The sequence below is a fragment of the Aminobacterium thunnarium genome (assembly GCF_055390565.1).
The window spans coordinates 1,979,335-2,004,240 of record NZ_AP042412.1 but is presented as its reverse complement, the minus strand read 5'-3'; the positions used below and the strand labels follow the sequence as shown (position 1 = coordinate 2,004,240).

Annotated in this window: 21 protein-coding genes; 15 read left to right on the top strand and 6 right to left on the bottom strand. The window is 42.9% G+C overall.

All coding sequences use genetic code 11. From position 1 onward, the window contains the following. Window positions 1-20: 20 nt before the first annotated feature. The 3 genes from ACZ5GY_RS09865 to ACZ5GY_RS09855 all read right to left on the bottom strand — a co-directional run bounded on the left by ACZ5GY_RS09865 (window position 21) and on the right by ACZ5GY_RS09855 (window position 2,531). A complete protein-coding gene (locus ACZ5GY_RS09865; protein ID WP_213691399.1) occupies window positions 21-440 on the bottom strand; it encodes a hypothetical protein in 420 nt (139 codons plus the stop codon). 104 nt (window positions 441-544) lie between these two features. Continuing rightward, entirely contained in the window at window positions 545-2,230 is a 1,686-nt protein-coding gene (locus ACZ5GY_RS09860) for an FAD-dependent oxidoreductase (RefSeq protein WP_213695609.1), read from the bottom strand. 76 nt (window positions 2,231-2,306) lie between these two features. Then, complete coding sequence (locus ACZ5GY_RS09855; RefSeq protein ID WP_213691397.1) at window positions 2,307-2,531, bottom strand: putative Se/S carrier protein; 225 nt, start codon at window positions 2,529-2,531, stop codon at window positions 2,307-2,309. Window positions 2,532-2,845: 314 nt separating this feature from the next. On the opposite strand from ACZ5GY_RS09855, the gene ACZ5GY_RS09850 reads away from it, so the two are divergent. Genes ACZ5GY_RS09850 through ACZ5GY_RS09840 form a run of 3 tightly spaced genes read left to right on the top strand, consistent with a single transcriptional unit; the run spans window position 2,846 to window position 6,425 of the window. Continuing rightward, the gene (locus ACZ5GY_RS09850; protein ID WP_464111827.1) at window positions 2,846-4,027 is read left to right on the top strand and encodes a hypothetical protein; all 1,182 of its coding nucleotides are present in this window, start codon (window positions 2,846-2,848) and stop codon (window positions 4,025-4,027) included. A gap of 19 nt (window positions 4,028-4,046) precedes the next feature. Next, window positions 4,047-5,246, top strand: a complete 1,200-nt coding sequence (locus ACZ5GY_RS09845) for a M20 metallopeptidase family protein (protein WP_213691395.1) — start codon at window positions 4,047-4,049, stop codon at window positions 5,244-5,246. A gap of 45 nt (window positions 5,247-5,291) precedes the next feature. Beyond that, window positions 5,292-6,425 carry an alanine racemase gene (locus ACZ5GY_RS09840; protein ID WP_213691394.1) on the top strand — a complete coding sequence of 378 codons (1,134 nt, stop codon included), beginning with the start codon at window positions 5,292-5,294 and terminating at the stop codon, window positions 6,423-6,425. A gap of 97 nt (window positions 6,426-6,522) precedes the next feature. On the opposite strand, the gene larC is transcribed toward ACZ5GY_RS09840, so the two are convergent. After that, window positions 6,523-7,776 (bottom strand): nickel pincer cofactor biosynthesis protein LarC, encoded by a 1,254-nt coding sequence (gene larC / locus ACZ5GY_RS09835; protein ID WP_213691393.1) that lies wholly within the window; start codon window positions 7,774-7,776, stop codon window positions 6,523-6,525. Next, complete coding sequence (gene larE / locus ACZ5GY_RS09830) at window positions 7,773-8,663, bottom strand: ATP-dependent sacrificial sulfur transferase LarE (RefSeq protein WP_464111826.1); 891 nt, start codon at window positions 8,661-8,663, stop codon at window positions 7,773-7,775. Before larE ends, larC begins: the two co-directional genes overlap by 4 nt. A 76-nt stretch (window positions 8,664-8,739) precedes the next feature. Between larE and ACZ5GY_RS09825 the strand changes: the two genes are divergently transcribed. After that, entirely contained in the window at window positions 8,740-10,224 is a 1,485-nt protein-coding gene (locus ACZ5GY_RS09825) for an AMP-binding protein (protein ID WP_213691391.1), read from the top strand. A gap of 55 nt (window positions 10,225-10,279) precedes the next feature. Here the strand turns inward: ACZ5GY_RS09825 and ACZ5GY_RS09820 are convergent, their stop codons facing one another. After that, complete coding sequence (locus ACZ5GY_RS09820) at window positions 10,280-11,464, bottom strand: NAD(P)-dependent malic enzyme (protein WP_464111825.1); 1,185 nt, start codon at window positions 11,462-11,464, stop codon at window positions 10,280-10,282. A 155-nt stretch (window positions 11,465-11,619) separates the two neighbouring features. Between ACZ5GY_RS09820 and ACZ5GY_RS09815 the strand changes: the two genes are divergently transcribed. The 11 genes from ACZ5GY_RS09815 (at window position 11,620) to ACZ5GY_RS09765 (ending at window position 24,869) form a co-directional block, all read left to right on the top strand. After that, entirely contained in the window at window positions 11,620-12,213 is a 594-nt protein-coding gene (locus ACZ5GY_RS09815; RefSeq protein WP_213691688.1) for a hypothetical protein, read from the top strand. Window positions 12,214-12,319: 106 nt separating this feature from the next. Next, window positions 12,320-15,580 carry a sensor histidine kinase gene (locus ACZ5GY_RS09810; protein WP_464111824.1) on the top strand — a complete coding sequence of 1,087 codons (3,261 nt, stop codon included), beginning with the start codon at window positions 12,320-12,322 and terminating at the stop codon, window positions 15,578-15,580. Between the two features lie 14 nt (window positions 15,581-15,594). Continuing rightward, window positions 15,595-16,251 (top strand): response regulator, encoded by a 657-nt coding sequence (locus ACZ5GY_RS09805; protein ID WP_213691690.1) that lies wholly within the window; start codon window positions 15,595-15,597, stop codon window positions 16,249-16,251. A gap of 161 nt (window positions 16,252-16,412) precedes the next feature. Beyond that, window positions 16,413-17,660, top strand: coding sequence for a dicarboxylate/amino acid:cation symporter (locus ACZ5GY_RS09800; RefSeq protein WP_213691691.1), 1,248 nt, complete (start codon window positions 16,413-16,415; stop codon window positions 17,658-17,660). Window positions 17,661-17,742: 82 nt separating this feature from the next. After that, window positions 17,743-18,702 carry an L-threonine 3-dehydrogenase gene (locus tag ACZ5GY_RS09795; protein WP_213695196.1) on the top strand — a complete coding sequence of 320 codons (960 nt, stop codon included), beginning with the start codon at window positions 17,743-17,745 and terminating at the stop codon, window positions 18,700-18,702. 54 nt (window positions 18,703-18,756) lie between these two features. Beyond that, entirely contained in the window at window positions 18,757-19,950 is a 1,194-nt protein-coding gene (locus ACZ5GY_RS09790) for a glycine C-acetyltransferase (RefSeq protein WP_213691693.1), read from the top strand. Between the two features lie 26 nt (window positions 19,951-19,976). Continuing rightward, a complete protein-coding gene (locus ACZ5GY_RS09785; RefSeq protein ID WP_213691694.1) occupies window positions 19,977-21,233 on the top strand; it encodes a serine hydroxymethyltransferase in 1,257 nt (418 codons plus the stop codon). 168 nt (window positions 21,234-21,401) lie between these two features. Next, window positions 21,402-22,226, top strand: coding sequence for an ABC transporter permease (locus ACZ5GY_RS09780; RefSeq protein WP_213691695.1), 825 nt, complete (start codon window positions 21,402-21,404; stop codon window positions 22,224-22,226). 4 nt (window positions 22,227-22,230) lie between these two features. Continuing rightward, window positions 22,231-22,716, top strand: a complete 486-nt coding sequence (locus ACZ5GY_RS09775) for a TIGR00725 family protein (RefSeq protein WP_213691696.1) — start codon at window positions 22,231-22,233, stop codon at window positions 22,714-22,716. Further along, the gene (locus ACZ5GY_RS09770) at window positions 22,713-23,756 is read left to right on the top strand and encodes an ABC transporter ATP-binding protein (protein WP_213691697.1); all 1,044 of its coding nucleotides are present in this window, start codon (window positions 22,713-22,715) and stop codon (window positions 23,754-23,756) included. Before ACZ5GY_RS09775 ends, ACZ5GY_RS09770 begins: the two co-directional genes overlap by 4 nt. Before the next feature lie 30 nt (window positions 23,757-23,786). Then, on the top strand, window positions 23,787-24,869 hold the full coding sequence (locus ACZ5GY_RS09765; RefSeq protein ID WP_213691698.1) for an extracellular solute-binding protein: 1,083 nt from the start codon (window positions 23,787-23,789) through the stop codon (window positions 24,867-24,869). The last annotated feature ends 37 nt before the right edge of the window (window positions 24,870-24,906 follow it).

Sequence of the window (24,906 nt, the reverse complement as noted above, 5' to 3'; positions counted from 1 at the left end):
TTAAAGGCCCTCTTTCAAATTTAATTCGATTGTGGAGTTGTAGCATCAAGTCTCTGGTTGAACATCCAGCGAGAAACTTCCTGTCGAAGGCCTAGAATTTTCTCATGAAGAGATCTGGCTTTTTCTCTATTGATCTGAGGCTGTGAAAGTTCCAGCTGCATTTCCAATCTAGCTCTTCTCATTTCATTCCACTTATTCTGTATCTCTTGTGGAACATTTACGTTTCTATTATAGCGATATCCGTCGGAGTTCCTGAAATGTGCTCTAGGACCGTACCCAGGGCCGTATCCTGGTCCCTCCGAATTGTAATATCCCATATTGCAACCAGCGCTGGGACCAAATCCAAAACTTCTGTTGCTCCAGTTCCCTCCATGAGCCCAAGCTGCTCCAGCTAACGCTACGAGAGCCACAATTGTAATAAGAAAAATAGTCTTCTTCATAGTTAAAAACTCCTCCTTTTCAGTTGGTAATCATATTTTAAAACCCTGGGGGAGTTTAGGTATCGTGAGAATATGCAATGATGATTAAGCATTTCTACCGACTTCTAGTTTAAGGAATAGGGCCAGCCCATAATGCCACCTTCCAGAATCGCAATGTTTTTAAATCCAAGGCGTTTGAGAATGGAGTAGGCATCCCATCCGCGTACGGAAATTTTACAGAAAGCAATAATTTCACGATCTTTTGGCAACTCTGGAGCTTTATCCCACAAAGCCCCCAACGGAATATGAACGAATTCATAAGGGATGCGTCCCTGACTTTCTAATTCAGGTGCTGTTCGTACGTCGAGAAGAAGTGGCGTCGAAGATCCTTTCATTCGTTCTTGCAACTGAGAGGGGCTATAACTTTTGAGAAGTCCGTCAAGTTTGTTGCGAAGTACATTTGCGCCATGGGTAAGAGGATCGAGAGCCGTGGAATAGGGCGGCGCGTAAGCAAGATCTGTATCTGCTAATTGGTCTACCGTAAGTTCTCCAGTTACGGCAGCTGCCAAAACGTCAAGACGTTTATCAATTTTTCCCGGACCGAAAAATTGGCCTCCGATTACTTTTCGTGTTTTTCGATCTGCTACAAGTCTGAAAGTAAGCATGCTCGCACCTGGCATGAAGTGGGGTATATCAGCATCAACTACCGTAACTGCTACTGGATCATATCCGGATTTTCGGGCTTGAGCTTCATTTAAACCGGTTTTTCCTGCTGTATATTCAAAGAGTTTCATAACGGCTGTACCGATAACGCCATTAAAAGTTGAATTCATGCCAGCTATATTGTCTGCGATTACCCGACCATGACGATTGGCAGCAGACCCCATAGGTTGCCATGTTGTTGCTCCTGTTAATGTATTTCGTACCTCAACGCAATCCCCTCCAGCATAAATATAGGGATCGCTTGTTCTCATATGTTCATCAACAAGAATACCTCCGCGGTCTCCTATATCAAGGCCTGCTTCTTTAGCCATAAGAGTGTTAGGACGAACGCCAATGGCCATTAAAACCATATCTGCATCAATGATGCGCTGATCGGTTTTAACTCCCGTAACAACGCCACCTTCCCCCATAATTTCAGTTACTCGTTCTCCACCATAAAAATCAATGTTCTTTTGTGCGAGAACTTTCATCATAAGGTGACCGAAATCTTCATTCAGCATCGCTGGTAGGGGGGTTTTCAGAACGTCGATAACAGATACGTGAATTCCTCTGTTATGAAGTGCTTCTACAACTTCCATCCCAATAAGCCCACCACCGATGACGACAGCACTTTTAATAGATCCGCTGTCAATTGCTGCTTTCATGGCCAGGGCGTCTGGCATGTTCCAAAGGGTAAAAACTTGTTCCAGATCAGCACCTTGAATGGGGGGTCTTATGGGGCTTGCTCCTGTGGCCAGCACTAGAGTGTCATAAGAGAGCTTTTTTTCTTCCCCGGAATTCAGGTCAGTAACAGCTACTTTTTTATTTTCGCGATCAATGCGTGTAGCCATATGGCGAACGAGAACATCAACGTGCTTAACCTTTCGGAAAAATCCTGCGTCGCGTACAACGCCGATAGGCGTAGACGTTAATTCCTTATAGTCTTTTACGACGTCTCCAACGTAATACGGTAATCCACATCCTGCATAACTTAGAAAATCACCTTTTTCGATCATTGTAACGTCTGCATCAGGATCGATTCTCATAAGACGAGCGGCTGTCTTTGCACCGCACGCGACGCCACCTACGATAACTATTTTTTTAGACACGCGATTCCCTCCCTTTTATACCCCACCGTGTATTATCTCCTCATTGTTATACAGGATGGAGGTTTTGTCTAGGGGGTTATTCTTCTTCCATAGTATGAAAACCGGCAACTTCGATTTTTTTCTTATCACAAAGGGCACGTACAGTTTCCTCTTTATCGCAAGGATAGCTGCATGCCAGGCCGCAACTTGCTGAAATTTTACGAGGAACGGGAACGATTTTTACGTCCATTCCTTCCTTTCGGCATAGTTTTTCAAACATAAGAGCCATACTTGTTACGTAGAATGTTGCAAGACATTTCATAAGAATAAATCCTCCTCAATTCGGTATAAAAACTATGTTATAGAGAATATCATGAAAAGGAATTCTTGACGGCATGAAAGAATCGTGGTAAGAAAAGAGAAACTTTTCAAAAGAGGTTCGATATTTTGATGATACATTTTGATTTTATAAATAGGAAGGCAATTTCTTTCTTTTTTGGATTTTGGTACCGAAGCGAGGGGGCTTTCTAGCCACTGGCGCAGGTACTGTTTGCGCTTCTAGGCCAGGACCCCCAAAGGCGGGGGCCCTGGCTTTTTTTTTTCTTTAATAACTTATACTTTTAAGGAGGAGTCTCTATGAATTCAGTAACAGCACTTCTGGTCATAGCGTTGGTCTACGCTATAGGCGATTTTGTCGCTCAAAAAACAAAGGCCATATGTTCAATGCTTTTTGTGTCAGGCATTATTTTTATGGTGGGATTTTGGTTTGGCATTCCTAAAACTCTCTTTGAAGATGCCGTTATTGTTAAGTTTGCCTTGGCCCTTATTCCTACGTTGATGATCCATATGGGAACATTAATGAAACTTCGTGATCTTAAGGATGAATGGAAAACTGTTATCATTGCTCTTGCTGCTATTGTAGCTGCAGCTATTGCTCTTTTTGTCATTGGATCGCCTATAATAGGAAAACAATTTGCAGTAACTGCAGCAGGACCAATTTCTGGAGGTGTTGTCGCTACCCTTATTATGAGCGAAGCTGCTAAAGCGAAAGGTCTTGAAACCGTTCTCGTTTTTATAACGTTGCTTCTTGTCCTTCAGAATTTTGTAGGACTTCCCATCGCTTCTGTCTGTCTTTCCAGAGAAGGTCGACGTTTACGCCAGCGTTTCATAAATGGAGAAGCCTTTGCTGGTGATAAGGAAGGCAAGGCAAAAAGTAACCCCGAAGAGCCGACATGGAGGTTATTCCCTGCTACTCCGAAAAACTTACAGACACCTTTTATTCTCATCATGAAAGCAATGCTTGTAGGCTGGCTTGCTGTCATATGTGCCAAGGCTCTCGGCGGTGTGATCAATCAATTTGTTATGGCTCTTATTTTCGGCATTATTTTTTACGAAATCGGTTTTCTTGAGCATAAGATTCTCGATAAGGCGAATGCTACCGGACTCGCTCTTTTTGCCCTTTTAGTTCCCATTTTTATGAGCCTAAGCAAAGCAACTCCTCAAATGGTTGCTTCATTAATTACGCCTATAGCCATTGCCTTTGTTATTGCCCTTGTCGGAATTATTATTGTTTCGTTTGCAGCATCCAAACTTTTGGGGTATACATGGGAAATGTGTCTTGCCGTTGGTGTTTGCTGCCTTTTTGGCTTCCCCGGAACTTTTATTGTTTCACAGGAAGTAGCTAACGCCGTAGGAGAAACACCAGAGGAGAGAGAATATATTTTGACAGGTATTCTTCCTAAAATGCTTGTCTCTGGTTTTACGACAGTGACCATCGCTTCAGTATTCCTTGCGGGATTCTTGGTGAAACTTCTTTAATTTGAAAGGAGCTATAACGGTGAATAAAGAAAAAGTATGTGCTTTAGCCTCTGAGATAGAGCAGAAAGTTATAGAGTTTCGTCATGATTTTCATGCTCACCCAGAGCTGTCATGGAAAGAAGAAGAGACTTCAAAAAAGATTGAATCTGTTTTGCGTGAATTGGGCTATGAGAATATCCGCCGTGGTTTTGGTGGTACAGGGTCAGGTGTAACCGCAGATCTTACAGGAAAAGAAGATGGCCCCATGATTGCTCTTCGAGCAGATATAGACGCATTGCCTCTTAAGGAAGCTGTTGACGATCCATGGAAATCTACGTGTGATGGAGTTATGCATGCATGCGGACACGATGCTCATGCCGCTATCCTTTTAGGGGTTGCCAATGTACTTGCCTCTTTAAAGAACGAGTTGCCAGGTCGAGTTCGACTTATTTTCCAGCCAGCAGAAGAATCTGGAGTGCGCTCTGGAGCAAAGCAGCTTCGAGAGGAAGGGGTTCTTGACGGTGTCGATGGTATTTGCGGTCTTCACGTTTGGAGCACTCTTGAAGCGGGAAAGGTTGGTTTTCGTAGTGGAGCAATGATGGCCTCTGCCGATATTTGGGAAATAGAAGTTAAAGGACGGGGAGGACACGGCTCACGGCCTCATGAAGCTATTGATCCGACTATCGCTGCTGCTACCATTATTACAACAGCTCAGACAGTGGTGAGTCGAGAAATAGATCCTCTGGAAACTGTAGTGTTAAGCGTAGGAAAAGTCGAATCGGGAAGTGCTCCCAACATTATTCCTGAAACAGCTTATATTCAGGGGAACGTTCGTACAACAAATCCTGAGATCAGAGCAAGTATGGGCGACCGGATACGCCGAATTGCAGAAGGAATTGCTTCTGCTCTTCGTTGCGAGGTTAAAGTAGATTTTATCCCTGTCTACCCTGTAACTGTGAATGATGAAGCAATGGTAAACATCCTTAAAGGTGTCACAGGAAAAATAATGGGGGAAGAGGCTCTTGAAGAACTTCCCATAGTTATGGGATCAGAAGATTTCAGTTTCTACCAGGAAGAGGTTCCCGGAGTCATGTTCTTCCTTGGAATGGGGGACTCGGAAAAAGGGACAGATGCGCAGCATCATAATCCGAAGTTCCGAACGAATGACGAAGTTTTAGTTAATGGAGTTGCGTTATTATCGTCTTTTGCCTGTCATTTTCTTGAGACCTTCAAAAAGTAGAGGGGATTAGAGAAACGCTTTTTGAAGAAAGATGAGGTGGAAAATATGATGAGGTGTCTTCATGAACCGTTCAGAGGTTGTCAGGTTATGGATATTGATACGCCATCGCTTCTTGTAGATCTTGATGTTATGGAGAGAAACCTTCACTGGATGCAACAAAAAGCGCAAAATGCCGGTGTCTCTCTCCGTCCTCATATAAAGACACACAGAACGCCAGATATTGCCAAAAAGCAACTGATTGCTGGAGCGAAGGGAATTACAGTGGCCAAACTTGGAGAGGCTGAAGTTATGGCTGCTGCGGGGATAACTGATATTTTTATTGCTAACGAAATTGTTGGAGATATAAAGATGGATCGTCTTCTCGCTTTGGCTCGTAAAACAAATCTTGCTGTTGGTGTCGATAGCGCTGAACATATTAAGATGCTTGCAGAAACCTTTGACGGGGAACCTCATCCCCTCAATGTCATGATAGACATAGATACTGGATATCATCGTACCGGTGTTTTTTCAAAAGAGACAGCCCTTGAATTGGCAAAGCTTATTCGTTATAGGGATTCCGTTACATTGATGGGAATTTTTACCCATGACGGTCAAAGTTATAATGCCGAGTCATTATCTGCGATCAGGGCAATTTCTCAACAAAGTCAAAGTCAAATGCTTGAAACGGCAGAGTACATTAGGAGTGTGGGTATTCCCGTAGAAGTTGTCAGTATAGGATCTACGCCCTCTCTTCTCGTTTCAGAGATTTTGGCGGGAGTTACCGAAATCAGGCCGGGTACGTATATATTCTTAGACGCTGATCAGGCAGGAATTCTTGGAACCTATGACCATTGCGCGCTCTCTGTTCTTGCTACGGTAATAAGTCGTCCTGCTCCTGATAGAGTTGTACTCGATGCTGGAACAAAAGCTCTTACATACTACACTCATCATGGAGGAATGACATCAAGCCACGGGTTTGGCGTGTTGAAGAATCGTCCATCTGTTACATTGCAGAGTTTGTCAGACGAACACGCTCTCTTTACGCCCCCTCACGATATGTCTTTTGAAATCGGGGATAAAGTGGAAATAATACCTAACCATGCCTGCCCTACATGTAATCTATATTCGGTTATTTATGGGGTGAGGAATGGCGAAGTAGCAGAAGAGTACGAAATTTTGGCCAGAGGAATGTCTCGATAAAAAAAGAAGTGTAATAATGACAGAACAAAGAAAAGTGAAAGCCCTTCTCCATGCTGATTTTCTCTAGGGAAGGGCTTTTCTTTTTAACGCGTCTCTTTTAGTGTATTTCTCCAATTTGCTTTAGTATCTCTTCTCGCAAACTGTGTAGAGGGATACCCGTTTCTTTTGAAATTCGTTTAAGGTCATCGTATTCTGGATTCAGGCGAAGTCTTTCGTCTCCCCACCAAGCTTCTTTTATGCGGACAAGACCAAAGGCTGTCTCTATAGGAGTAATGTGGTGGTGAAGCTTTATCCGATCTACGGTGTAACGACGAAGGCCTAACGTTGTCGTTCCCTTCAAGATGATTTCCGCAGCTTTTTCTTCAAGAGAAGAAGGAATAAGACAGCAAAGCCTAATGGCCGGACGTCCTTTTTTCATAATAATGGGATCAAGCCAGACATCCATAGCCCCTGCAGCAAAGAGACGTTCCATTACAGGTTCGTAGTATTGAGGATTCATATCATCAATATTTGTTTCCAGAACAATGCCTGTGTCTCGAAGAAAGGGCTCTTTCCCCCCTTTTGAAGCACAGTCTTTTCCCTCCATTCCCTTTAGAAGGGATACTCGTAAAAAGTTTGGAATATCGCTGTCTCTATCACCCAGTCCACGTCCATTTTTGAGCATCGTTCCTTCGGGTAACGTCCCAAAACGACTAACAAATGTTTTTACCAGAAGTGCGCCAGTGGGAGTAACTCGTTCCATGGGGGTTCCTGCGGAATAAATAGGTATTCCACAGAGTAGGTTTTCAGTGGCAGGCGCTGGTACGGGAAGAATGCCGTGAGCACACTGCACTGTTCCGCTCCCAACGTTAAGGGGAGACGAGATAACAATATCTGGTGAAAGCATTTCCATAAGAACAAAAGCTCCGACAATATCAATGATAGAGTCAACAGCTCCTACTTCGTGAAAATGTATTTCTTCAGGAGGAAGCCCATGAACTTTCCCTTCTGCTTCAGCAAGTACTTTGAAGGCGAGCTTGCTCTTCTCTTTTACATCGTCAGAAAGTCCACTATTATCTATAATGGCGCAGACATCAGATAAACCTCTGTGTGGATGCTCTTCTGCTGTGGTAACAGTAACATTAACACCTGAAAATCCTTTTTTCACAGCGTCTTCTATATGAATTTCGTAGCCGACAACATCGTGATGATGATGGTGGTCATGATCATGGTGATGGTGATGCCCCGGAAACATTTGAATTGTCTCCATTTTTCTGAGAAACTCGTTTCTGTCGAGTCCTAAATCAAGAAGAGCCCCAAGAAACATATCTCCGGAGATACCGGAAAAGCAATCCAGATAAAGAATTTTCATTCAGAGTCCGTCCTTCCTGCGATTTCTTTTTCTTTGATCCACTTTCTGCCCCATTCATACCCCTGAAGATCGAGCATAACGTGGTTGTATCCTTCTTGAGTTATTATCCCCAGAATCTCTTCTCTTTTGGCAAGAGCTTCTTTCAAGAGAGGAACGGGTACTTGTACACACGCCATTTCTCCGAACACCCGAACACGAACTTGGGGTAAGCCTGCCTGACGTAGGGCCCATTCAGATCTTGCGACCTTCGAACATTCCACAGCGGAAAGACGGTGCCCCTCAGGAAATCGAGTGGCAAGACACGCTGTAGCTGCTTCGTTCCACCATGTTATTCCCAATTCTTTCGCGAGCATCCGAACTTCATTTTTAGAAAGGTCAGCCTTTGCAAGAGGTGAGTAAATTTCAGGCATTTTTTGAAGCACTTTTGTTCCCAGACGAGTAGAATCCTTAAGATCGTCAGCGTTTGAGCCCTCTAAAACAAGGTCAGCATCAAGCTTTTTGGCGAAATCAAGAAGTTCTCTTGCACGGGCTTCTTTGCAAAAGCCACAACGAGCTCTGCTATTATTCATAACCTCAAGTACATCAATTTCAGGACCAGGAATTTGATGAAGGGTTGTGCCAAGACCCAAACAGTATAATCGTCCTCGTTCCATTTCTTCGGGAAAATGTAAAAAGGATCGGAACATGACGGCATGAACTTCTTTAGGAGAAAGAATAGAGGCCATTGCAGCTACAATTACAGTGCTGTCAACTCCGCCAGAAAAGGAAACAACGCATCGTTGAGACTGTTTCAGCTTTTTTAGCACACTCTCGGGAAAATATCTTTTTAAGATGGTATAACTCAACTCTCTCACCTGCTCTCTTTCAAACATCCATGATTGTATCATTTTATATTGCTCTGGTTCACCACATTTTCCATCCGTGGTATTCTATTACCATTTGATAGGGAAAGAAGGGGCTCGTATGACAAAACGCTTAGAAGAAATTGCTTTAGCCCATTTAGAAAAGGATAGAGAAAGTGGAATTCTTTGGTGGAATGGCTCCTGGATAACAGGAGATGCTATTTTGAATGCAGTACAGTTATGCAAAAAAAACCTGGAAGAAAAAGGATTTACAGCAGGAGATCGCCTTGTTGTTTTTCTTCCCAACTCACCCCTCGTCCTTTATCTTTCTCTAGCCGTATGGGTGCTTGGCGGAACGATCGTTCCATTAAACAGTCGCACGGGAAAAGATTCAGTTCTCGCTATGCTTGATCATATACGACCCTGGGGGGCTGTAACAGCAAGTGATACAGGTGTGATTGCCGAGGCCCTTGCCCTCTCTTCGTACCCTTGGACAGTTGCTTCCCTTGATGGGGTGATTCCTTCTCTTGAAGGCAAACATATTGAAAAGGGTGACTCTGACATTGCCGTAATTTTTGCCACATCAGGTACGACTGGCGATCCGAAAGCTGTTCCTCTTACCCATGCTAATCTTTATGACAATACATCGAAAGTCCAGACAACAATAGAAGGTTTTGAGCAGGGAAAGGTTTTATTAAACGTATTACCTAATTTCCACTCATTGGGATATACCATTTGTGGTTTGCTCCCTATATTATGGGGACTTAAAGAAGTTATTGTCTCTTCATTTATGCCTGTGCGTAACTTTTTCAATGCTCTTCGTGAATCTGAAACAAACGTTCTTATTGCAGTTCCATCCATGTTGCCTTTTCTTTTGGGGGCAGTCAGCAGAGGAGAAATTTTACCATCATCTCTCCAATATATACTGACAGGCGGTGGAGCTCTGGAACCAGAATTGGAACAACGTGTTCGCGATACCTTTGGCGTTATTATTTATCAAGGTTACGGGCTCACCGAGTGTTCTCCAGTGGTTTCGTGTAACCCTAACGACTCTATGAGAAAAGAAGGAACGGTAGGGCCGGCTCTGCCTGGTTACTCTCTCGATGTACGAGATGAAGAAGGGCATTCTCTTCCCAAAGGTTCGGAAGGTGTTCTTTGGGTTAAAGGACCATCAGTAACTTCGGGATACTTAAAAGCCCCAACTCTGACTGAACAACGTTTTTCCGATGGCTGGTTTAACACAGGAGACATGGTTAACCTTGATGAAGATGGTTTCATTACTATTCTCGACAGGGTGAGCGATATGCTTATCGTTAGTGGTTTCAATGTCTTTCCTCAGGAAATTGAGCGTGTTATCAAGCGTCATCCTGATGTGAAAGAAGCCGCTGTTATTGGAGAAAGGCACTCTGTAAGTGGTGAAATCCCGGTTGCTTTTGTTATTAGAGAGGAAAATAGCGGTCTTTCTTCTGCAGAACTTACTTCATTTTGTAAGGAACAATTGGCCTATTATAAAATTCCTCGAAAGATACGTTTTGTTCGAGAACTTCCACTTTCAAGTGTAGGTAAAGTCTTAAAGCGAAAATTGAGAGAACAACAAGAAGAATAATATAAAGAGGGAAAAGCAAAATGCCTTTCCCTCTTTATATGTCTCTTTATGAGTATTAAATACGAGCTACACCTGTTTTTCTGGCTGCCTCTGCGACAGCTTTGGCAACAGCCGGAGCAACACGAGGATCGAGAGCTTCGGGAATAATTCTTTCAGCTGTGAGTTCATCATCAGAAATGAGCTCAGCGATAGCCTTACTGGCAGCAAGTTTCATCTCTTCGTTGATTGTGCTTGCGCGAACATCAAGAGCGCCTCTGAAAATGCCAGGGAAACCAAGACAGTTGTTGATCTGGTTCGGGAAATCGCTTCTCCCTGTAGCAATAACAGCAGCACCGCCAGCCTGAGCTTCATCAGGATAAATTTCAGGCGTAGGATTGGCCATAGCAAAGATAATGGCATCTTTGCCCATTGTCTTTACCATGTCAGTGGTGAGAACTCCAGGCGCGGATATGCCGAGAAATACGTCGGCTCCTTTCAGAACATCTGCAAGAGAACCTTTCTCTTTGTTGGGGTTGGTCTCTTTGGCGATCTCTTCCTTGGCCCAGTTCATATGCTCCGGACGGCCATCATAAATGGCGCCGCTTCGGTCACACAAAATAACATTCACAGCCCCGGCAGAAAGAAGGAAACGACAAATAGCCATTCCCGCAGCTCCGGCACCACTCATAACAATTTTCACATCTTCTATCTTTTTCTTCACCAATCTGAAGGCATTGAGGAGACCGGCGAGAACGATAACGGCTGTTCCATGCTGATCATCGTGAAAAACAGGGATATCGCAGATCTCTTTTAAGCGTCGCTCAATCTCGAAACACCGAGGAGCAGAGATATCTTCAAGGTTGATGCCACCGAATGCTGGTGTAATGAGGGCTGTGGTCCGAACAATTTCGTCAGGGTCCTGTGATTTGATGCAGATAGGAAAGGCATCGACTCCGGCAAAACGTTTGAAAAGAACAGCTTTTCCCTCCATAACGGGCAATGCTGCTTCAGGTCCGATATCGCCGAGTCCGAGAACGGCAGAACCATCGGTAACGACGGCAACCATATTCCCTTTTGACGTAACGTCATAGACGGCTTCAGGATTCCTTTCTATTTCACGGCAAGGTTCGGCAACTCCTGGAGTATAGGCAATAGCCAGATCGGCCATGCTCTCTACGGGAAGCTTGCTCGTAATGGCAACTTTCCCTTTGGATTCCTGATGGGCAGATAGTGCTTTAGCGTAAATTTCCTCTTTGCGCATAAAAATCCTCCTCATTTATAATACATAATAGTTCTTGTTAAATTTGCAATAATGAATGTCTAAATTATCATACGGCGTGAAAAATTTCTTTATCCTGATATTCTACACGTCTTACCGTTTTTTCGTCAGAAAATATTTATAAAGAGGTGATATTGATGGTAAAAAGGCTCCTTCATCTGTTGTCTGTTTGTTGTGTTTGCTGTGTATTCTTTTTCTTGCCATTTGCTTCTTGGGCACAATCGTCAGAACAAACAGAAAAAATAGAGATTCCTGAATCGCTTCAAACTCCTAATACTCCATTGACATTTTTTATTGAGGAAGATGAGAGTTCTTTCCCTCAAGGTCTTCGTCAGAAGTTGACCTATTCGGCTAAGGGAACTCGCTCAGAAGCCAGACATAGTTTCCTCTACATAGAAGATAATCTTGTTCCTGATACTTTTACCTACGTGGAATATAAAAAATCGGCATGGTCTTTTGAAAACCGGAATTATATGTGGGGAGATGACGGCTATTGGCCCACAGAAGCGCATAATGTGATTGAAAGTTCTCAAAAGTTTACAGAGGAGATGGAAAAGCAAGGTTGGTATAAAGGGAATCAGATTTTACGGGGAACTCCTGATCATTGGGTATATGTTGAATGGAGAGGCGGCAGTGCGTTTATAGCTCCTGATAAAATTGAGTCCTTTTTAGAAAATTATAGTCTGCCCATTCTCCCCAGAGAAGGACAAGTAGAGATACGACGTTCTTGATAAAGAAAAGAAGACTCCGGTTCGGAGTCTGTTAAAGATAATAGCTATAAGTGATCATGATAGAATAGGCAATATCCATTCTACCTTTATTCAAGGGGGCACATATGTGACGTGGCTCAAGATAAGAAATAAGGTTTTTCTCATAAGCCTTTTCTTTCTGTTGCTTTTTTTGCCTTCCTCTGCTCAAGGACGGGATGAGATTATTTTCGAACATCTCTCCCTTGAGGAGGGACTCTCGCAAACGACAGTAAATACTATTCTAAAAGACCATAAAGGGTATCTCTGGTTTGGAACAAATGGTGGCTTAAATCGCTATGACGGGTATAGTTTCAGGGTTTACCGTCATGAACCTTTTTCTTCAAATAGTCTCTCGAACAATATGGTCACGTCTCTTTATGAAGATAAAAATGGTATTTTCTGGATAGGAACATTTGGAGGGGGTCTTAATAGATTTGATCCCTCTCGAGAAATTTTTCAATCATATAGATACTCGAAAGATGCTTCTTCTCCACCTGACGATCTCATTTCTCATGTAATAGGAGATAAAAAGGGGTATATCTGGGTTGGTACGTTTCAGAATGGTCTGGGGTGTTTTGACCCTGAAAGAGAGACGTGGAATATATACCTTGATGATGATTCTTCAGGATTTAGCGGAGAGGGAGTGTTAAACCTCTATGTTGATTCAAAGCATCAATTGTGGGTTGGTACCAATAAGGCACTGAACTTCCACACGAAACGAGATACGTTTATCCCATATTATGCTCATTCAAAAGAAGCCCTACCTGTTACTGCCATAACTGAGGGTAGAAAAGGCTTCTTATGGATTGGTACCGCTTCTGGAAAACTCTATCGATTCTACCCCCAAGAGGAAAAATTTGAAGAAGTTCCCCTAAAAGAGAAGGGAGAAGATGTTTCTATTCATGCCATTTCAGGCCTTTACGAAGATATCTTTGAAGATGTGTGGATAGCTACTGATGGCGGAGGTTTACTGCGTTTTGACCGTGCAACGGAAGAGGCCCTTGTCTATCGTCATGAGCAAAATAATCCCAGGGCTTTGCGGGACAATAAAATACTCTCTATACACGGAGACAGAAAAGATACAATCTTTCTGGGAGACCTCACTGGCATCGTCTGGTTGGGAACCCACTCCAAAGGCATTGAAAAATTTCATTTGAAACGTCCCTTTCAGAGATATAACGGTAAATCTTTTCTTCTTCGTGAAGTTGCAGGAGATAATGTCTATGCCATCTATAAAGAAGGGTACGATAATCTCTGGATAGGAACATTTGGAAATGGAGTGAAGCTTATTTCCAAGGAAGGTGAAACACAACATTTTCTATCAGATATAGATGATGAGCATAGTCTTGCGAGCAATAGGGTCTTTTCTATTTTTCAAGACAAAGCAGGCGACATATGGATAGGAACTGACAGAGGACTCTGTCGTTATAACAAGATAGATAGCAATTTTACGACTTATGAAAATACTCTTTTCCCGTCTTCATTTGGGGGATCGAATAAGATCACGACACTTTTAGAAGATTTTAAAGGTACCTTTTGGGTAGGAACATCAGAAGGTCTCTATCGTTTCGTTAGAAAAGCAGGCCTTTTTGAAGCCATTCCCTGGTCAGCAGACGAAGCTTCGTATTTAAGAGAGGATATCATATCGTGTCTTTTTGAAGACAGCCGCCATAATTTATGGATAGGAACATCAAATAACGGCTTCTTTAGAATTAACCCCGTTGAAGGCAGAGTAGAACACTATGTAAATGATCCTCTTAATTCCAAGAGTCTTCCTGCCAATCGGATCTTCTCTATTTATGAAGATAGAGAGGGCGTTTTTTGGCTGGGCACAGATGTGGGGTTATGCCAATTCGACGAAACCAGCAAAAAATTTCTGCTCTTAACAAAAGAAGATGGATTTAGGGGAGATTCGATTCGAGGCATTTTGGAAGATAACTACCGCAACTTATGGATAAGTACGAACAATGGACTTTCTTGTTATGACATCAGAATGAATACGGTAAGAAACTACAATCTTGGGGATGGCCTTCAAGCAAAAGAGTTTAATGCCTCAGCGACCTTTAAGGATTCTTTTGGCCGAATGTATTTTGGTGGTATCAACGGATGTAACAGCTTTTTTTCAACAGATGTCTGGGAAAATTCTCATGTGCCGCCTATTGTTATTAATGAGGTTCTTGTAATGAACAAGCCAGTTCAGCCTTTTTGGGCTGCGGGAGGAAGACGACGGGTTATATTAAATTATAGCGATAAATTTCTTTCAATAGACTTTTCGGCTCTTGACTATACACACCCTGAGTCAAACCAATATCGCTACAAACTTGAAGGGCTAGATAGAGATTGGGTCAATGCTGGAAACAGGCACTTTGCTTATTATACTAACCTCCCTCCGGGGGAATATACTTTTCGAGTTGTAGGTTCAAATAATAATGGAGTGTGGAATCAGGATGGAACGGAACTCGACATTGAGGTAATCCCTCCTCTTTGGAAGACGCCTCTCGCTTATACTGGATATGGCTTTCTCCTTCTCGCTTTACTCTGGTTTATTCGAAAATATCTTATGAACAGGCAGGAAAAAGAGACGGAGCAGCGGCTACGTATTGTAACGGAACGAACAAATGAACAATTACGTTTTATAAATAAAAAACTTGAGGAAGCTCGAAATCATGAAGAAACATATCGAAATCAATTGCGAAGCCTCGCCTCTGCTCTTTCTATGGCCGAAGAAAAAGAGAGACGTAGAATAGCGGAAGTAGTTCACGATTCCATAGGTCAGAATTTAGCCTTAACAAAGATTCGACTGGCATTGCTTCAAGAGGGAATAAACGATGATTCTCAAAAAGACGAAGTGACGGCAATACTGTCTTCTCTTGAGGAATCTATCAAGAGCACTCGAACACTCACTTTCGAGTTAGGCTCCCCTATCTTATATCGTTTGGGATTTGCTGCATCAGTAGAGTGGCTTGCCGAAAAGATGCAGGAAAACTACAGTCTAAGTATCTTATATGAAAACCAGGGGTTACCAGAAGAAATGAGCGATGATTTAAAGGCATTTTTATTCAGGGCCCTTCATGAATTGTTGCTTAATGTTGCTAAACACTCTGGTGCTGATAAGGCGTATGTTAAAACGTCGTATTCTGGAAAGATGATTCGGATGACAGTCTGTGACGAAGGAAGAGGTTTTGATACGCATAATATAGATGAAGGAATAACCAATAAGCAGTCATTTGGGCTTTTTAGCTTGAGAGAACGACTCTGTTCTCTGGGAGGCTATATGATTATTAAGTCAAAGGAAAACAAAGGGGTACGAATCACCCTTTTTGTGCCGGCTGATTCCTTTAATGTATAGGGAGGTATCTTGCCATGGCAATACGGGTTTTACTTGCAGATGATCATCAGATTGTACGTGAAGGCTTGCGGCTTCTCTTAAGCAGACATCCTGAAATAGAAGTTATAGCTGAAGCCAAGGATGGTGCAGAGACAGTTGCTCTTGCGGAATCTTTACGCCCCGACATTGTTGTTATGGATATTAAAATGCCTGTAATGGACGGTATTGAGGCAACCGAAGAAATTCAAAAAAGGGCTTCAGGAACAAAGGTTGTTGCTTTGTCTATGTATGCTGATAGAAACTTTATTTCTGAGATGTTTAAAGCTGGCGCAAAAGGATTTTTATTGAAGGATTGTGCTTCCTCCGAGTTGGTTGAAGCTGTTAAAACAGTTTATAATGACCGGGTGTATCTTGGCCCGAGTGTATCAGACATCGTTGCAAAAATGTACATTCATTTTGTTCAGCAAGGTTCCTCTCCAAATGAAGAAAAATTGACAACGAGAGAGCGGGAAGTGTTGATGTATCTTGCAGAAGGCAAAACGAACAGAGAAATAGCCGATTTGCTTCATGTAAGCATTAAAACGGTAGGAACCCACAGACAGAACCTTATGCGAAAATTAGGGCTTGAAACTATAGCTGATCTGGTAAAATATGCTATTCGAAAGGGGCTCGTTTCTCCGAGTCAGCACTAATTGTAGTTCTTAGGTACTATTGTCTGTTTCCTGTTTTGCTGAGAAAAATCAGCTTTTGTGAAAACGAAGCTTGTTTTTTTCAGTTCTTTTCCGATGGTTAGAGGGTAAGACTGTACCTATTATTGGTAAATGCAGTACAATACAAAGGAGGGTGCAGTCGCATGCAGGAAAAGAAAAAAAAGCTAGGTCTTCTTCCACGTCTTATCATCGCTATTATTTTAGGTATTATAATCGGTTCTTTTATGCCTGAAGTGGTGATAAGGGTTTTAGCTACGTTTAATGGGATTTTTGGTAACTTTTTGGGCTTTGTTATTCCTCTTATCATTGTTGGATTTGTGGCTCCTGGTATTGGCGACTTGGGGAAGAGTGCCGGTAAAATTTTGTTAGTTACCGTGGTGCTTGCCTATGTTTCAACTCTTATAGCAGGTTCTTTAGCTTATGGAGTTGATTCAATCATTTTCCCCAATATCATAAAGGAGGGCAGTATGCTGGCATCGGCATCAAACCCTGGAGAAGCGCTTCTTGCTCCCTATTTCAAAGTTGAAATGCCGCCACTCATGGGGGTTATGAGTGCCTTGCTCATTGCCTTCACGTTGGGTATTGGTATGGCCGTTATTGATGGGAAACGTCTTAATGAAGTAATGCACGAGTTCCAGAATATTATAGAGAAGCTTATCAGTGCCATTATTATTCCTCTTCTTCCTGTACATATTTGCGGTATCTTTGCCAATATGACCCAGGCTGGTGAAGTTCAGATGTTAATGGCAGTTTTCCTCAAAGTGTATGTGGTTATTATCGCTCTTCACGTTGCTATTATTCTTTTACAGTATTTTGTGGCTGGTACAGTAGCAAAGACCAACCCGTTCAAAGCTATTAAAAACATGATTCCTGCCTATTTGACAGCTATCGGAACACAATCTTCCGCAGCTACAATTCCCGTGACGTTAAGACAGACGTTACAGAATAATGTGTCTCCACGTGTTGCGCAGTTTGTTATTCCTTTGTGTGCTACAATTCACCTTTCAGGAAGTACAATAACGTTAACGAGTTGCGCATTGGCCGTCATGATGCTTCATGGAATGCCCTTTTCCTTTGCGACAATGTTCCCCTTTATCATCATGCTTGGCGTAACAATGGTTGCCGCTCCTGGAGTACCGGGCGGTGCTGTTATGGCAGCTCTGGGGGTGCTTGAATCAATGCTTCACTTCAATCCCACTATGCTTTCGCTTATGATCGCACTCTATCTGGCACAGGATAGTTTTGGCACGGCATGTAATATCACAGGTGATGGAGCCATCGCTTTGATTGTAAATAAGATTGCAGGTAAAGAATCAACATCAACGTCGTCATCGTCATCAACTATGACGACGTCAACGTCGACGTCAACGTCAGGAGCATATACAGAATAAGGTATATTCAGGGACCTCTTCGGAGGTCCCTTCTTTTTGTTTTAGCAATTCATCATAATGAATTGTGAAGGAGGAATGAGTAGTGAAAAACATTTTAGTTACAGGGTGTTTGGGACAAATTGGAACAGAGTTAGTTAAAAAGTTACGTTCACAGTATGGAGCTGCTCATGTTGTAGGTTCAGACATTAAGACAGCAGGTGTGGAAAAACTCGGCGATGGCCCCTTCGAAATTCTTGATGTTCGAGAGAGCGATGCTCTTGCCAATCTTGTGGAAAAATATAATATAGATACCGTTATGCACTTGGCAGGTCTTCTTTCGGCTGTTGGAGAAATGAAACCTCAGCTTGCCTGGCAAATAAATGCAGGTGGACTTTTTAATACTTTGGAAATTGCAAGAGAAAAAGGGTGTTCTGTATTTTTCCCAAGTTCCATTGCGGCCTTTGGGCCTAATACCCCTCTTGATCACACGCCACAAGATACAATCCAGCGGCCAACAACTATGTATGGCATTACAAAAGTGGCGGGAGAACTTCTTTGTGATTACTATCATAAAAAATATAATCTCGATACACGAGGAGTGCGTTTCCCCGGCCTTATTTCTTATGAAACGGAACCAGGTGGAGGAACAACGGATTATGCGGTAGAAATTTACTATAAAGCTGTAACAGATAAACATTATGATTCTTTTATTGCGGCAGGCACCTATATGGACATGATGTATATGCCAGATGCCATTGATGCAGTAATACAGCTTATGGAAGCGGATTCATCACGACTGAAGCACCGTAATGCTTTTAATATTTCGGCTATGAGTTTTGACCCTGAAGAAATAGCTGCCTCTATCAGAAAGTTTATGCCCAATTTTACGTTTGGATATAATGTGGACCCTGTTCGTCAATCTATAGCCGAATCGTGGCCTAACTCTCTTGATGTGAGTGCGGCCCATGAAGAGTGGGGATTTAACCCTCTATATGATCTTGATAAGATGACGAAAGATATGTTGGTTCACTTAGAGGAGAAACTTCTTAAAAAAGCAAAATAAGAAAGAAGAGTAAAGACCGAGTTACATGTGACTCGTAAGAAGGGGGAAGGATGTATGACGGTACAAAAAGCTTTTATTACGGAAGAACTCGAAAGATTGAAGCGGGAAGGTTTATATACGAATATTCCTGTAATTTCCAGTCCCCAAGGAGCCTGGGTCGAAATGAACGGGAAGAAATATCTTTCTTGCTGCTCTAATAACTATTTGGGCTTTTGTAACGATTCGGCTCTTAAAGAAGCTGTAAAGAAATATGTTGATACATGGGGAGTTGGTCCGGGAGCAGTTCGGACAATAGCCGGAACATTAGCTCTTCATCTTGAACTTGAAAAGAAGTTGGCGGAATTTAAAGGAACCGAAGCGACAATGTTGCTTCAATCTGGCTTTTGCGCCAATCTCGCAGCTATTCCAACACTTGTTAATAAAAACGACCTTATTTTTAGCGACGAGTTGAATCACGCGTCTATTATTGATGGATGCCGTTTAAGCAGGGCAGAAATTGTACGCTTTAAACATGCGGATCCCAAAGACCTTGATGTTCAGCTGACGAAATATGATAAACATGATTGCCATAAGCTTGTTATTACAGATGGTGTCTTCTCTATGGACGGAGACATTGCTCCTCTGCCAGAACTTGTTGAAGTAGCAGAAAAACATGGTGCCATGATTATGGTTGATGATGCCCATGGAGAAGGAGTTCTTGGTCGAGGCGGACGAGGGATAGTTGATCATTTTAATCTTCACGGTCGAGTAGATGTAGAAGTCGGAACGCTCTCAAAGGCTTTTGGTGTTGTTGGAGGATTTGTAGCGGGTAATGCGGATGTTATTGACTATATGCGTCAAAAAGCTCGCCCCAATCTTTTCAGCAGCGCTATGACAGTTCCCGATCTTGCAGCAAATATGGCAGCTCTTGAAGAGCTCTCAAAGAGCGAAGATCGAGTGAAACGTCTGTGGGAGAATGGTCGCTATCTTAAAGAGGGCTTGAAGAATATGGGATTCGATATCGGACATAGCGAAACTCCGATTACCCCGGTTATTATTGGAGAAGCTCTTGATGCAAAGAAGTTTAGTGCCCGACTTTTTGAAGAGGGAATATTTGCCAGTGCCATTACGTTCCCCACGGTACCTATGGGAACAGCTCGTATTCGAGTGATGGTCTCGGCTGCACATACACGAGAAGATCTTGATTTTGCCCTTGAGAAATTTCAGCTTGTTGGGGAGGAAATGAAGATCATTTCATCATCAAGATAGGCGTAGAGTGAAAGGAGAGGTTTTGTATGTTTGAAAAAGCATGGGAAGAACTTACAAAGACAGATCAAGCGATAGCCGATGTTATAACTAGGGAAAGAGAACGTCAGGAGCATGGTATAGAGTTAATAGCTTCGGAAAATTTTGTGTCCCCTGCAGTTATGTGCGCAATGGGATCTGTGTTGACAAACAAGTACGCGGAAGGATACCCTGCACATCGCTATTATGGCGGATGCCACATTGTCGATGAAGCAGAAAATCTTGCTCGGGATCGTGCCAAAAAACTTTTTGGCTGCGACCATGTTAACGTTCAGCCTCACTCTGGTTCCCAGGCAAATATGGCAGTTTACTTCACATGTTTGCAGCCTGGAGATACCATATTGGCCATGAATTTGGCTCATGGTGGGCACTTGACCCACGGTTCACCTGTTAATTTCTCTGGAAAGCTTTATAACATCATTCCCTATGGAGTAAATAAAGAGACAGAAACAATAGATTTTGCAGAGGTAGAACGCCTTGCCCTTGAACATCATCCGAAGCTTATCGTTTGTGGCGCTAGTGCTTATCCTCGCGAAATAGATGCGGAAAAGTTTCGAGAGATAGCCGACAAAGTTGGCGCTCTTCTCATGTTTGATATTGCTCATATAGCAGGCCTGGTCGCTGCTGGCCTTCATAAAGACCCAGTTCCTTTCTGTGATTTTGTAACGACTACAACGCACAAAACTCTGCGTGGTCCCCGCGGTGGAATGATCATGTGCAGAGAGCAATACGCCAAGGATCTTGATAAGAGTATCTTCCCCGGAATGCAGGGTGGTCCTCTTATGCATATCATTGCGGCGAAGGCAGTGGCTTTTGAAGAAGCTCTTCGTCCTTCATTTAAAGAGTATCAGAAGAAAGTTATAGAGAATGCCGCAGTTTTAGCAGAAGAATTGAAACAGCATAATTTCCATCTTGTTTCAGGAGGAACAGATAACCATCTGATCCTCATCAATCTTACAAGTCGTGGAGTAACAGGTAAGGCGGTAGAGGCTGCTCTTGATAAGGCGGGTATCACTGCCAATAAGAATACTGTTCCCTTCGATACTCAAAGCCCCTTCATTACAAGTGGCGTCAGAATTGGAACGCCAGCTGTTACAACGCGAGGATTCGGTGTAGCAGAAATGAAACAGATTGCAAAATGGATAGATGATGTTGTAACAAACGTAGAAAACGAAAAGGTGTTGGAAAGAATTCGCTCAGAAGTCCTTGAGCTCTGTGGAAAATATCCCCTCTACGCAGGGCTATAAAAACGACACTCTTTTCTTTTTAAGGTCGGGATTTATTCCCGACCTTATTTTTTTACAGACCTGTAACTTGAAGATTTTGACCTTACAGTGTATTCTTTGGTCCGGATTCCGCTAGAAACTTTGTAGAGATACAGAAATAAAATGTTGTAAGAAAATGGAGGAAACACTTTGCATTCGTTTGTTCGTCGTTCGTTGTCTTTTTCATTAGGTGTTGTTTATTTTACATATGTTCTGGCTCCCATTTTTCTCATACTCGTTGGTTCTTTTGGAGCCAAATGGTTTGGAACGCTGCTTCCCGAAGGTTTTACGTGGTCATGGTATAAAGAACTTTTCTCTCAACCAATGTATATTGATGCCTTGAAGAGAAGCCTTGTTGTTGCCTTTTTAACAGTGATTGGAAATGCCTTTGTTTGCCTTCCCGCTGTTTATGCAGTGCACATTATAGATAAGCGATGGTTACGTTCTCTTTTCAACTTTACAATTCTTCTGCCCATTGCCATTCCTCCTGTAGTCATGGGATTGGGTATGATTCAGGCTTTCAACTGGCCAGGGTTTTCCCTTATCGGAACGTGGCAAATCTTGGTAGTAGCTCATATGGTCTATACCCTTCCCTTTATGCTTCGTCCGCTCATGGCAAATATGGATCTTATCAATTGGAAAACCTTAGAAGAAGCAGGGGCATCTCTTGGTGCCGATACCATGATAATGATGCGAAGGGTTTTGGTTCCTAATTTATTACCGGGCCTTGTTTCCGGAGCTCTTATGACTTTTGCTATGTCCCTTGGAGAATTTCAGCTTTCAGTAATGCTTACAGGATCTCAAAGTCAAACATACCCCGTAGTTTTATATCAGGCATTTTATGTAAGTACTGGTTTTGCTTGTGCAGCAACGACAGTTTTAGCCGGACTTTCACTCTTCTCCCTCTTCGGAGTTATGGGATTGGGAGCACTCTTTGGTAAATCAGGACACAAACAGACCCTTCTTGGGAGTTGAAAATATGAGAATAGTTAGTGTAATCGGTACATCTACCGCAGATCAGGCTATTTGGAACAATGCGTATCAAGTAGGCCGGCTTCTTGCGGAGCATAACTGTGTAGTGGTTTGTGGAGGACGCGGTGGAGTTATGGAGGCCGTGTGTAAAGGAGTGGCCGAAAAAGGCGGACTTTCCATCGGGATTTTGCCGGGAGACCGTTCTGAAGCCAATAAATGGGTAACATTTCCTCTGTCTACATGTCTTGGTGAAGCTCGCAACACTGTTGTGGTTTCCTCTGGAGAAGTGGTTATCTCTATTGGAGGGGCCTATGGAACTCTGTCAGAGATAGGTTTTGCCCTCAAAATGGGGCGCACTGTAATTGCTCTCGGAACATGGCAGATTTGTGACGAAAATGGGCAGCCTGCACCATTACTTCATGCTCAAACGCCTGAAGAAGCCGTAGCTATGGCTTTAGAAAAACTTAAAGAAGAAAGGAACGAAAACGAGTGAGTAATGTAGACCTTCAACACGTCGTAAAACGATTCGGTCGGTTTACGGCTGTAAACGATATATCATTGAGTGTTGAAAAAGCAGAATTTCTTTCTCTTCTCGGCCCTTCAGGCTGTGGAAAAACAACAACACTTAGACTTATTGCCGGTTTTCTTGCCCCTGAAGAAGGGCACATCTTTATCGGCGGAGAAGATAAGACGAATACAGGGCCCCGAAATCGTCAGGTTGGCCTCGTATTTCAGAATTATGCCCTTTTCCCCAACCTGGATGTTTTTGAGAATGTTGCCTTTGGACTTCGAGTTCGTAAAGTAGCTGCATCTGAAATAGAAAAAAGAGTATTGGAGCTCTTAGAGATGGTGGGGTTGGCTGACAAGCAGAGGTCTTTTCCTCGCCAACTTTCGGGCGGTCAACAACAGCGTGTAGCTTTGGCAAGAGCTTTGGCCATACGTCCAGATGTTCTCCTTTTAGACGAGCCTCTTTCCGCACTTGATGCAAAGGTAAGAAATGCCCTTCGTTTTGAGATTAAAAAAATACAGAGAGAGAGCGCAATCACGACAATTTACGTAACGCACGATCAGGAGGAAGCCCTTTCTATTTCAGACAGAGTCGCCGTTATGAACAAAGGGAAAATTGAGCAGGTAGGTACGGCTTGGGATATCTATGCGGCTCCTCAATCTCTCTTTGTGGCTGATTTTGTTGGGGTAAATAATATCTTAAGCATAACAAGCGATGGAAGTGGATGTGGACGCTGGAGAGACACGGAAGTGCGTTTGGCCTGTCTGAACAACCGTCCTTCAGGAGAGTATAAAATTATGATTCGTCCAGAGCGGTTGAAGATTGCAGAAACTATAGAAAATAATAACGTGCTTACTGGAGTTGTTGAAGGAAGAGTCTTTCTTGGCCCTCTTTCTCGTATTGCCGTGGCAATAGGCGAAGAACGCCTATTGGTTGATGCTCTTAACATGCAAACGACTTCTGTTGAAATGGGCTCAACCATTCATTTGACTTTTACTCCGGAAGATGGGCACGTTCTAGAATAAAAATAAAAAATATCAAGGGAGGTAGAAACAATGAAAAAAATAGCTATTCTAGCTCTTTTAGTAATGGCTTTAGCTACATTTGTTGGTGGGGCAGCATTTGCTTTTGACCAGGAAATGTATGCTGGAGAAAAGGAACTTTGGGAAATGGCAAAACAGGAAAAAGGTTTGAGCAGTTACGATACAGGGCCTACATGGGCTAACTGGAAGGGCCTTTTCGATGGTTTTGCAGCCCGTTATGGTATCAAACTTGTTTATAACGACCTGGGCAGTGGAGCTACTGTTGTTCGCCTTGAGAAAGAGCTTAATAACCCTCAGGCTGACACAGCGTATTACTTTATGCCTTTCGGTGCCCTTGCAAAGGAACGAGGCGTAACTCAGGCTTACAAACCAGTGAACTTCGATAAAATTCCTGAAATCCTTAGAGATCCCGAAGGAAACTGGTTCTCTATTCACAAAGGGACTGTAGTTTTCGTAGTCAACAAGAGATTGGTAAAAGAGGCCCCTACTTCATGGAAGGCTCTTCTTGATCCCAAATTTAAAAAATCCATCGTATATCTTGATCCTCGAACAGCTGGAATCGGATATGCAATCGTAATTGCTACAGCCTATTCTCATGGTGGATCTATAGAGAATCTTGACCCTGGTATCGACTATCTTGCCGAACTTCAAAAGAGCAATAATGTACGTATGATCGAGAAGACTACGCCCTTTGATAAGTTCATTAAGGGAGAAATTCCAGTATGGATTACCTACGACTGGAACGGATATCGTGCAAAATATATTGCCGGTCTTGGTGATGACGTAGAAATAGTGATTCCAGAAGAAGGAACAATTACATCTCCTTATGCCATAAGCATGGCCAAAGGTGCTCCCAATCCAAACAGTGCTAAATTGTGGCTGAACTACATTCTTTCTGACGAAGGCCAGCAGACCTTTGCCAAAGGATATGTACGTCCTATTCGTGACGACGTAGAGCTTCCTGCAGAAGTTGTAGATAAGTTCCTTCCTGCTTCTGAGTACGAGAAGGCGAAGAATGTAGACTGGGTTGCCGCTCAGAAAGTTCAGAAAGAAGCTGCCCAGAAATGGGGAAGCAAGGTTTTAGGCGAAAACTAGAAATAGCAATAAATAAGGGAGGCGGCTCTCTTTTTTG

Coding starts and splice junctions, on each gene's coding strand:
- larE (WP_464111826.1), bottom strand. CDS start 8,663: ATGATACAATCATGGATGTTTGAAAGAGAGCAGGTGAGAGAGTTGAGT.
- ACZ5GY_RS09765 (WP_213691698.1), top strand. CDS start 23,787: ATGAAAAAAATAGCTATTCTAGCTCTTTTAGTAATGGCTTTAGCTACA.
- ACZ5GY_RS09850 (WP_464111827.1), top strand. CDS start 2,846: ATGAATTCAGTAACAGCACTTCTGGTCATAGCGTTGGTCTACGCTATA.
- ACZ5GY_RS09790 (WP_213691693.1), top strand. CDS start 18,757: ATGACGGTACAAAAAGCTTTTATTACGGAAGAACTCGAAAGATTGAAG.
- ACZ5GY_RS09820 (WP_464111825.1), bottom strand. CDS start 11,464: ATGCGCAAAGAGGAAATTTACGCTAAAGCACTATCTGCCCATCAGGAA.
- ACZ5GY_RS09825 (WP_213691391.1), top strand. CDS start 8,740: ATGACAAAACGCTTAGAAGAAATTGCTTTAGCCCATTTAGAAAAGGAT.
- ACZ5GY_RS09815 (WP_213691688.1), top strand. CDS start 11,620: ATGGTAAAAAGGCTCCTTCATCTGTTGTCTGTTTGTTGTGTTTGCTGT.
- ACZ5GY_RS09800 (WP_213691691.1), top strand. CDS start 16,413: ATGCAGGAAAAGAAAAAAAAGCTAGGTCTTCTTCCACGTCTTATCATC.
- ACZ5GY_RS09805 (WP_213691690.1), top strand. CDS start 15,595: ATGGCAATACGGGTTTTACTTGCAGATGATCATCAGATTGTACGTGAA.
- ACZ5GY_RS09785 (WP_213691694.1), top strand. CDS start 19,977: ATGTTTGAAAAAGCATGGGAAGAACTTACAAAGACAGATCAAGCGATA.
- ACZ5GY_RS09840 (WP_213691394.1), top strand. CDS start 5,292: ATGATGAGGTGTCTTCATGAACCGTTCAGAGGTTGTCAGGTTATGGAT.
- ACZ5GY_RS09865 (WP_213691399.1), bottom strand. CDS start 440: ATGAAGAAGACTATTTTTCTTATTACAATTGTGGCTCTCGTAGCGTTA.
- ACZ5GY_RS09775 (WP_213691696.1), top strand. CDS start 22,231: ATGAGAATAGTTAGTGTAATCGGTACATCTACCGCAGATCAGGCTATT.
- ACZ5GY_RS09855 (WP_213691397.1), bottom strand. CDS start 2,531: ATGAAATGTCTTGCAACATTCTACGTAACAAGTATGGCTCTTATGTTT.
- larC (WP_213691393.1), bottom strand. CDS start 7,776: ATGAAAATTCTTTATCTGGATTGCTTTTCCGGTATCTCCGGAGATATG.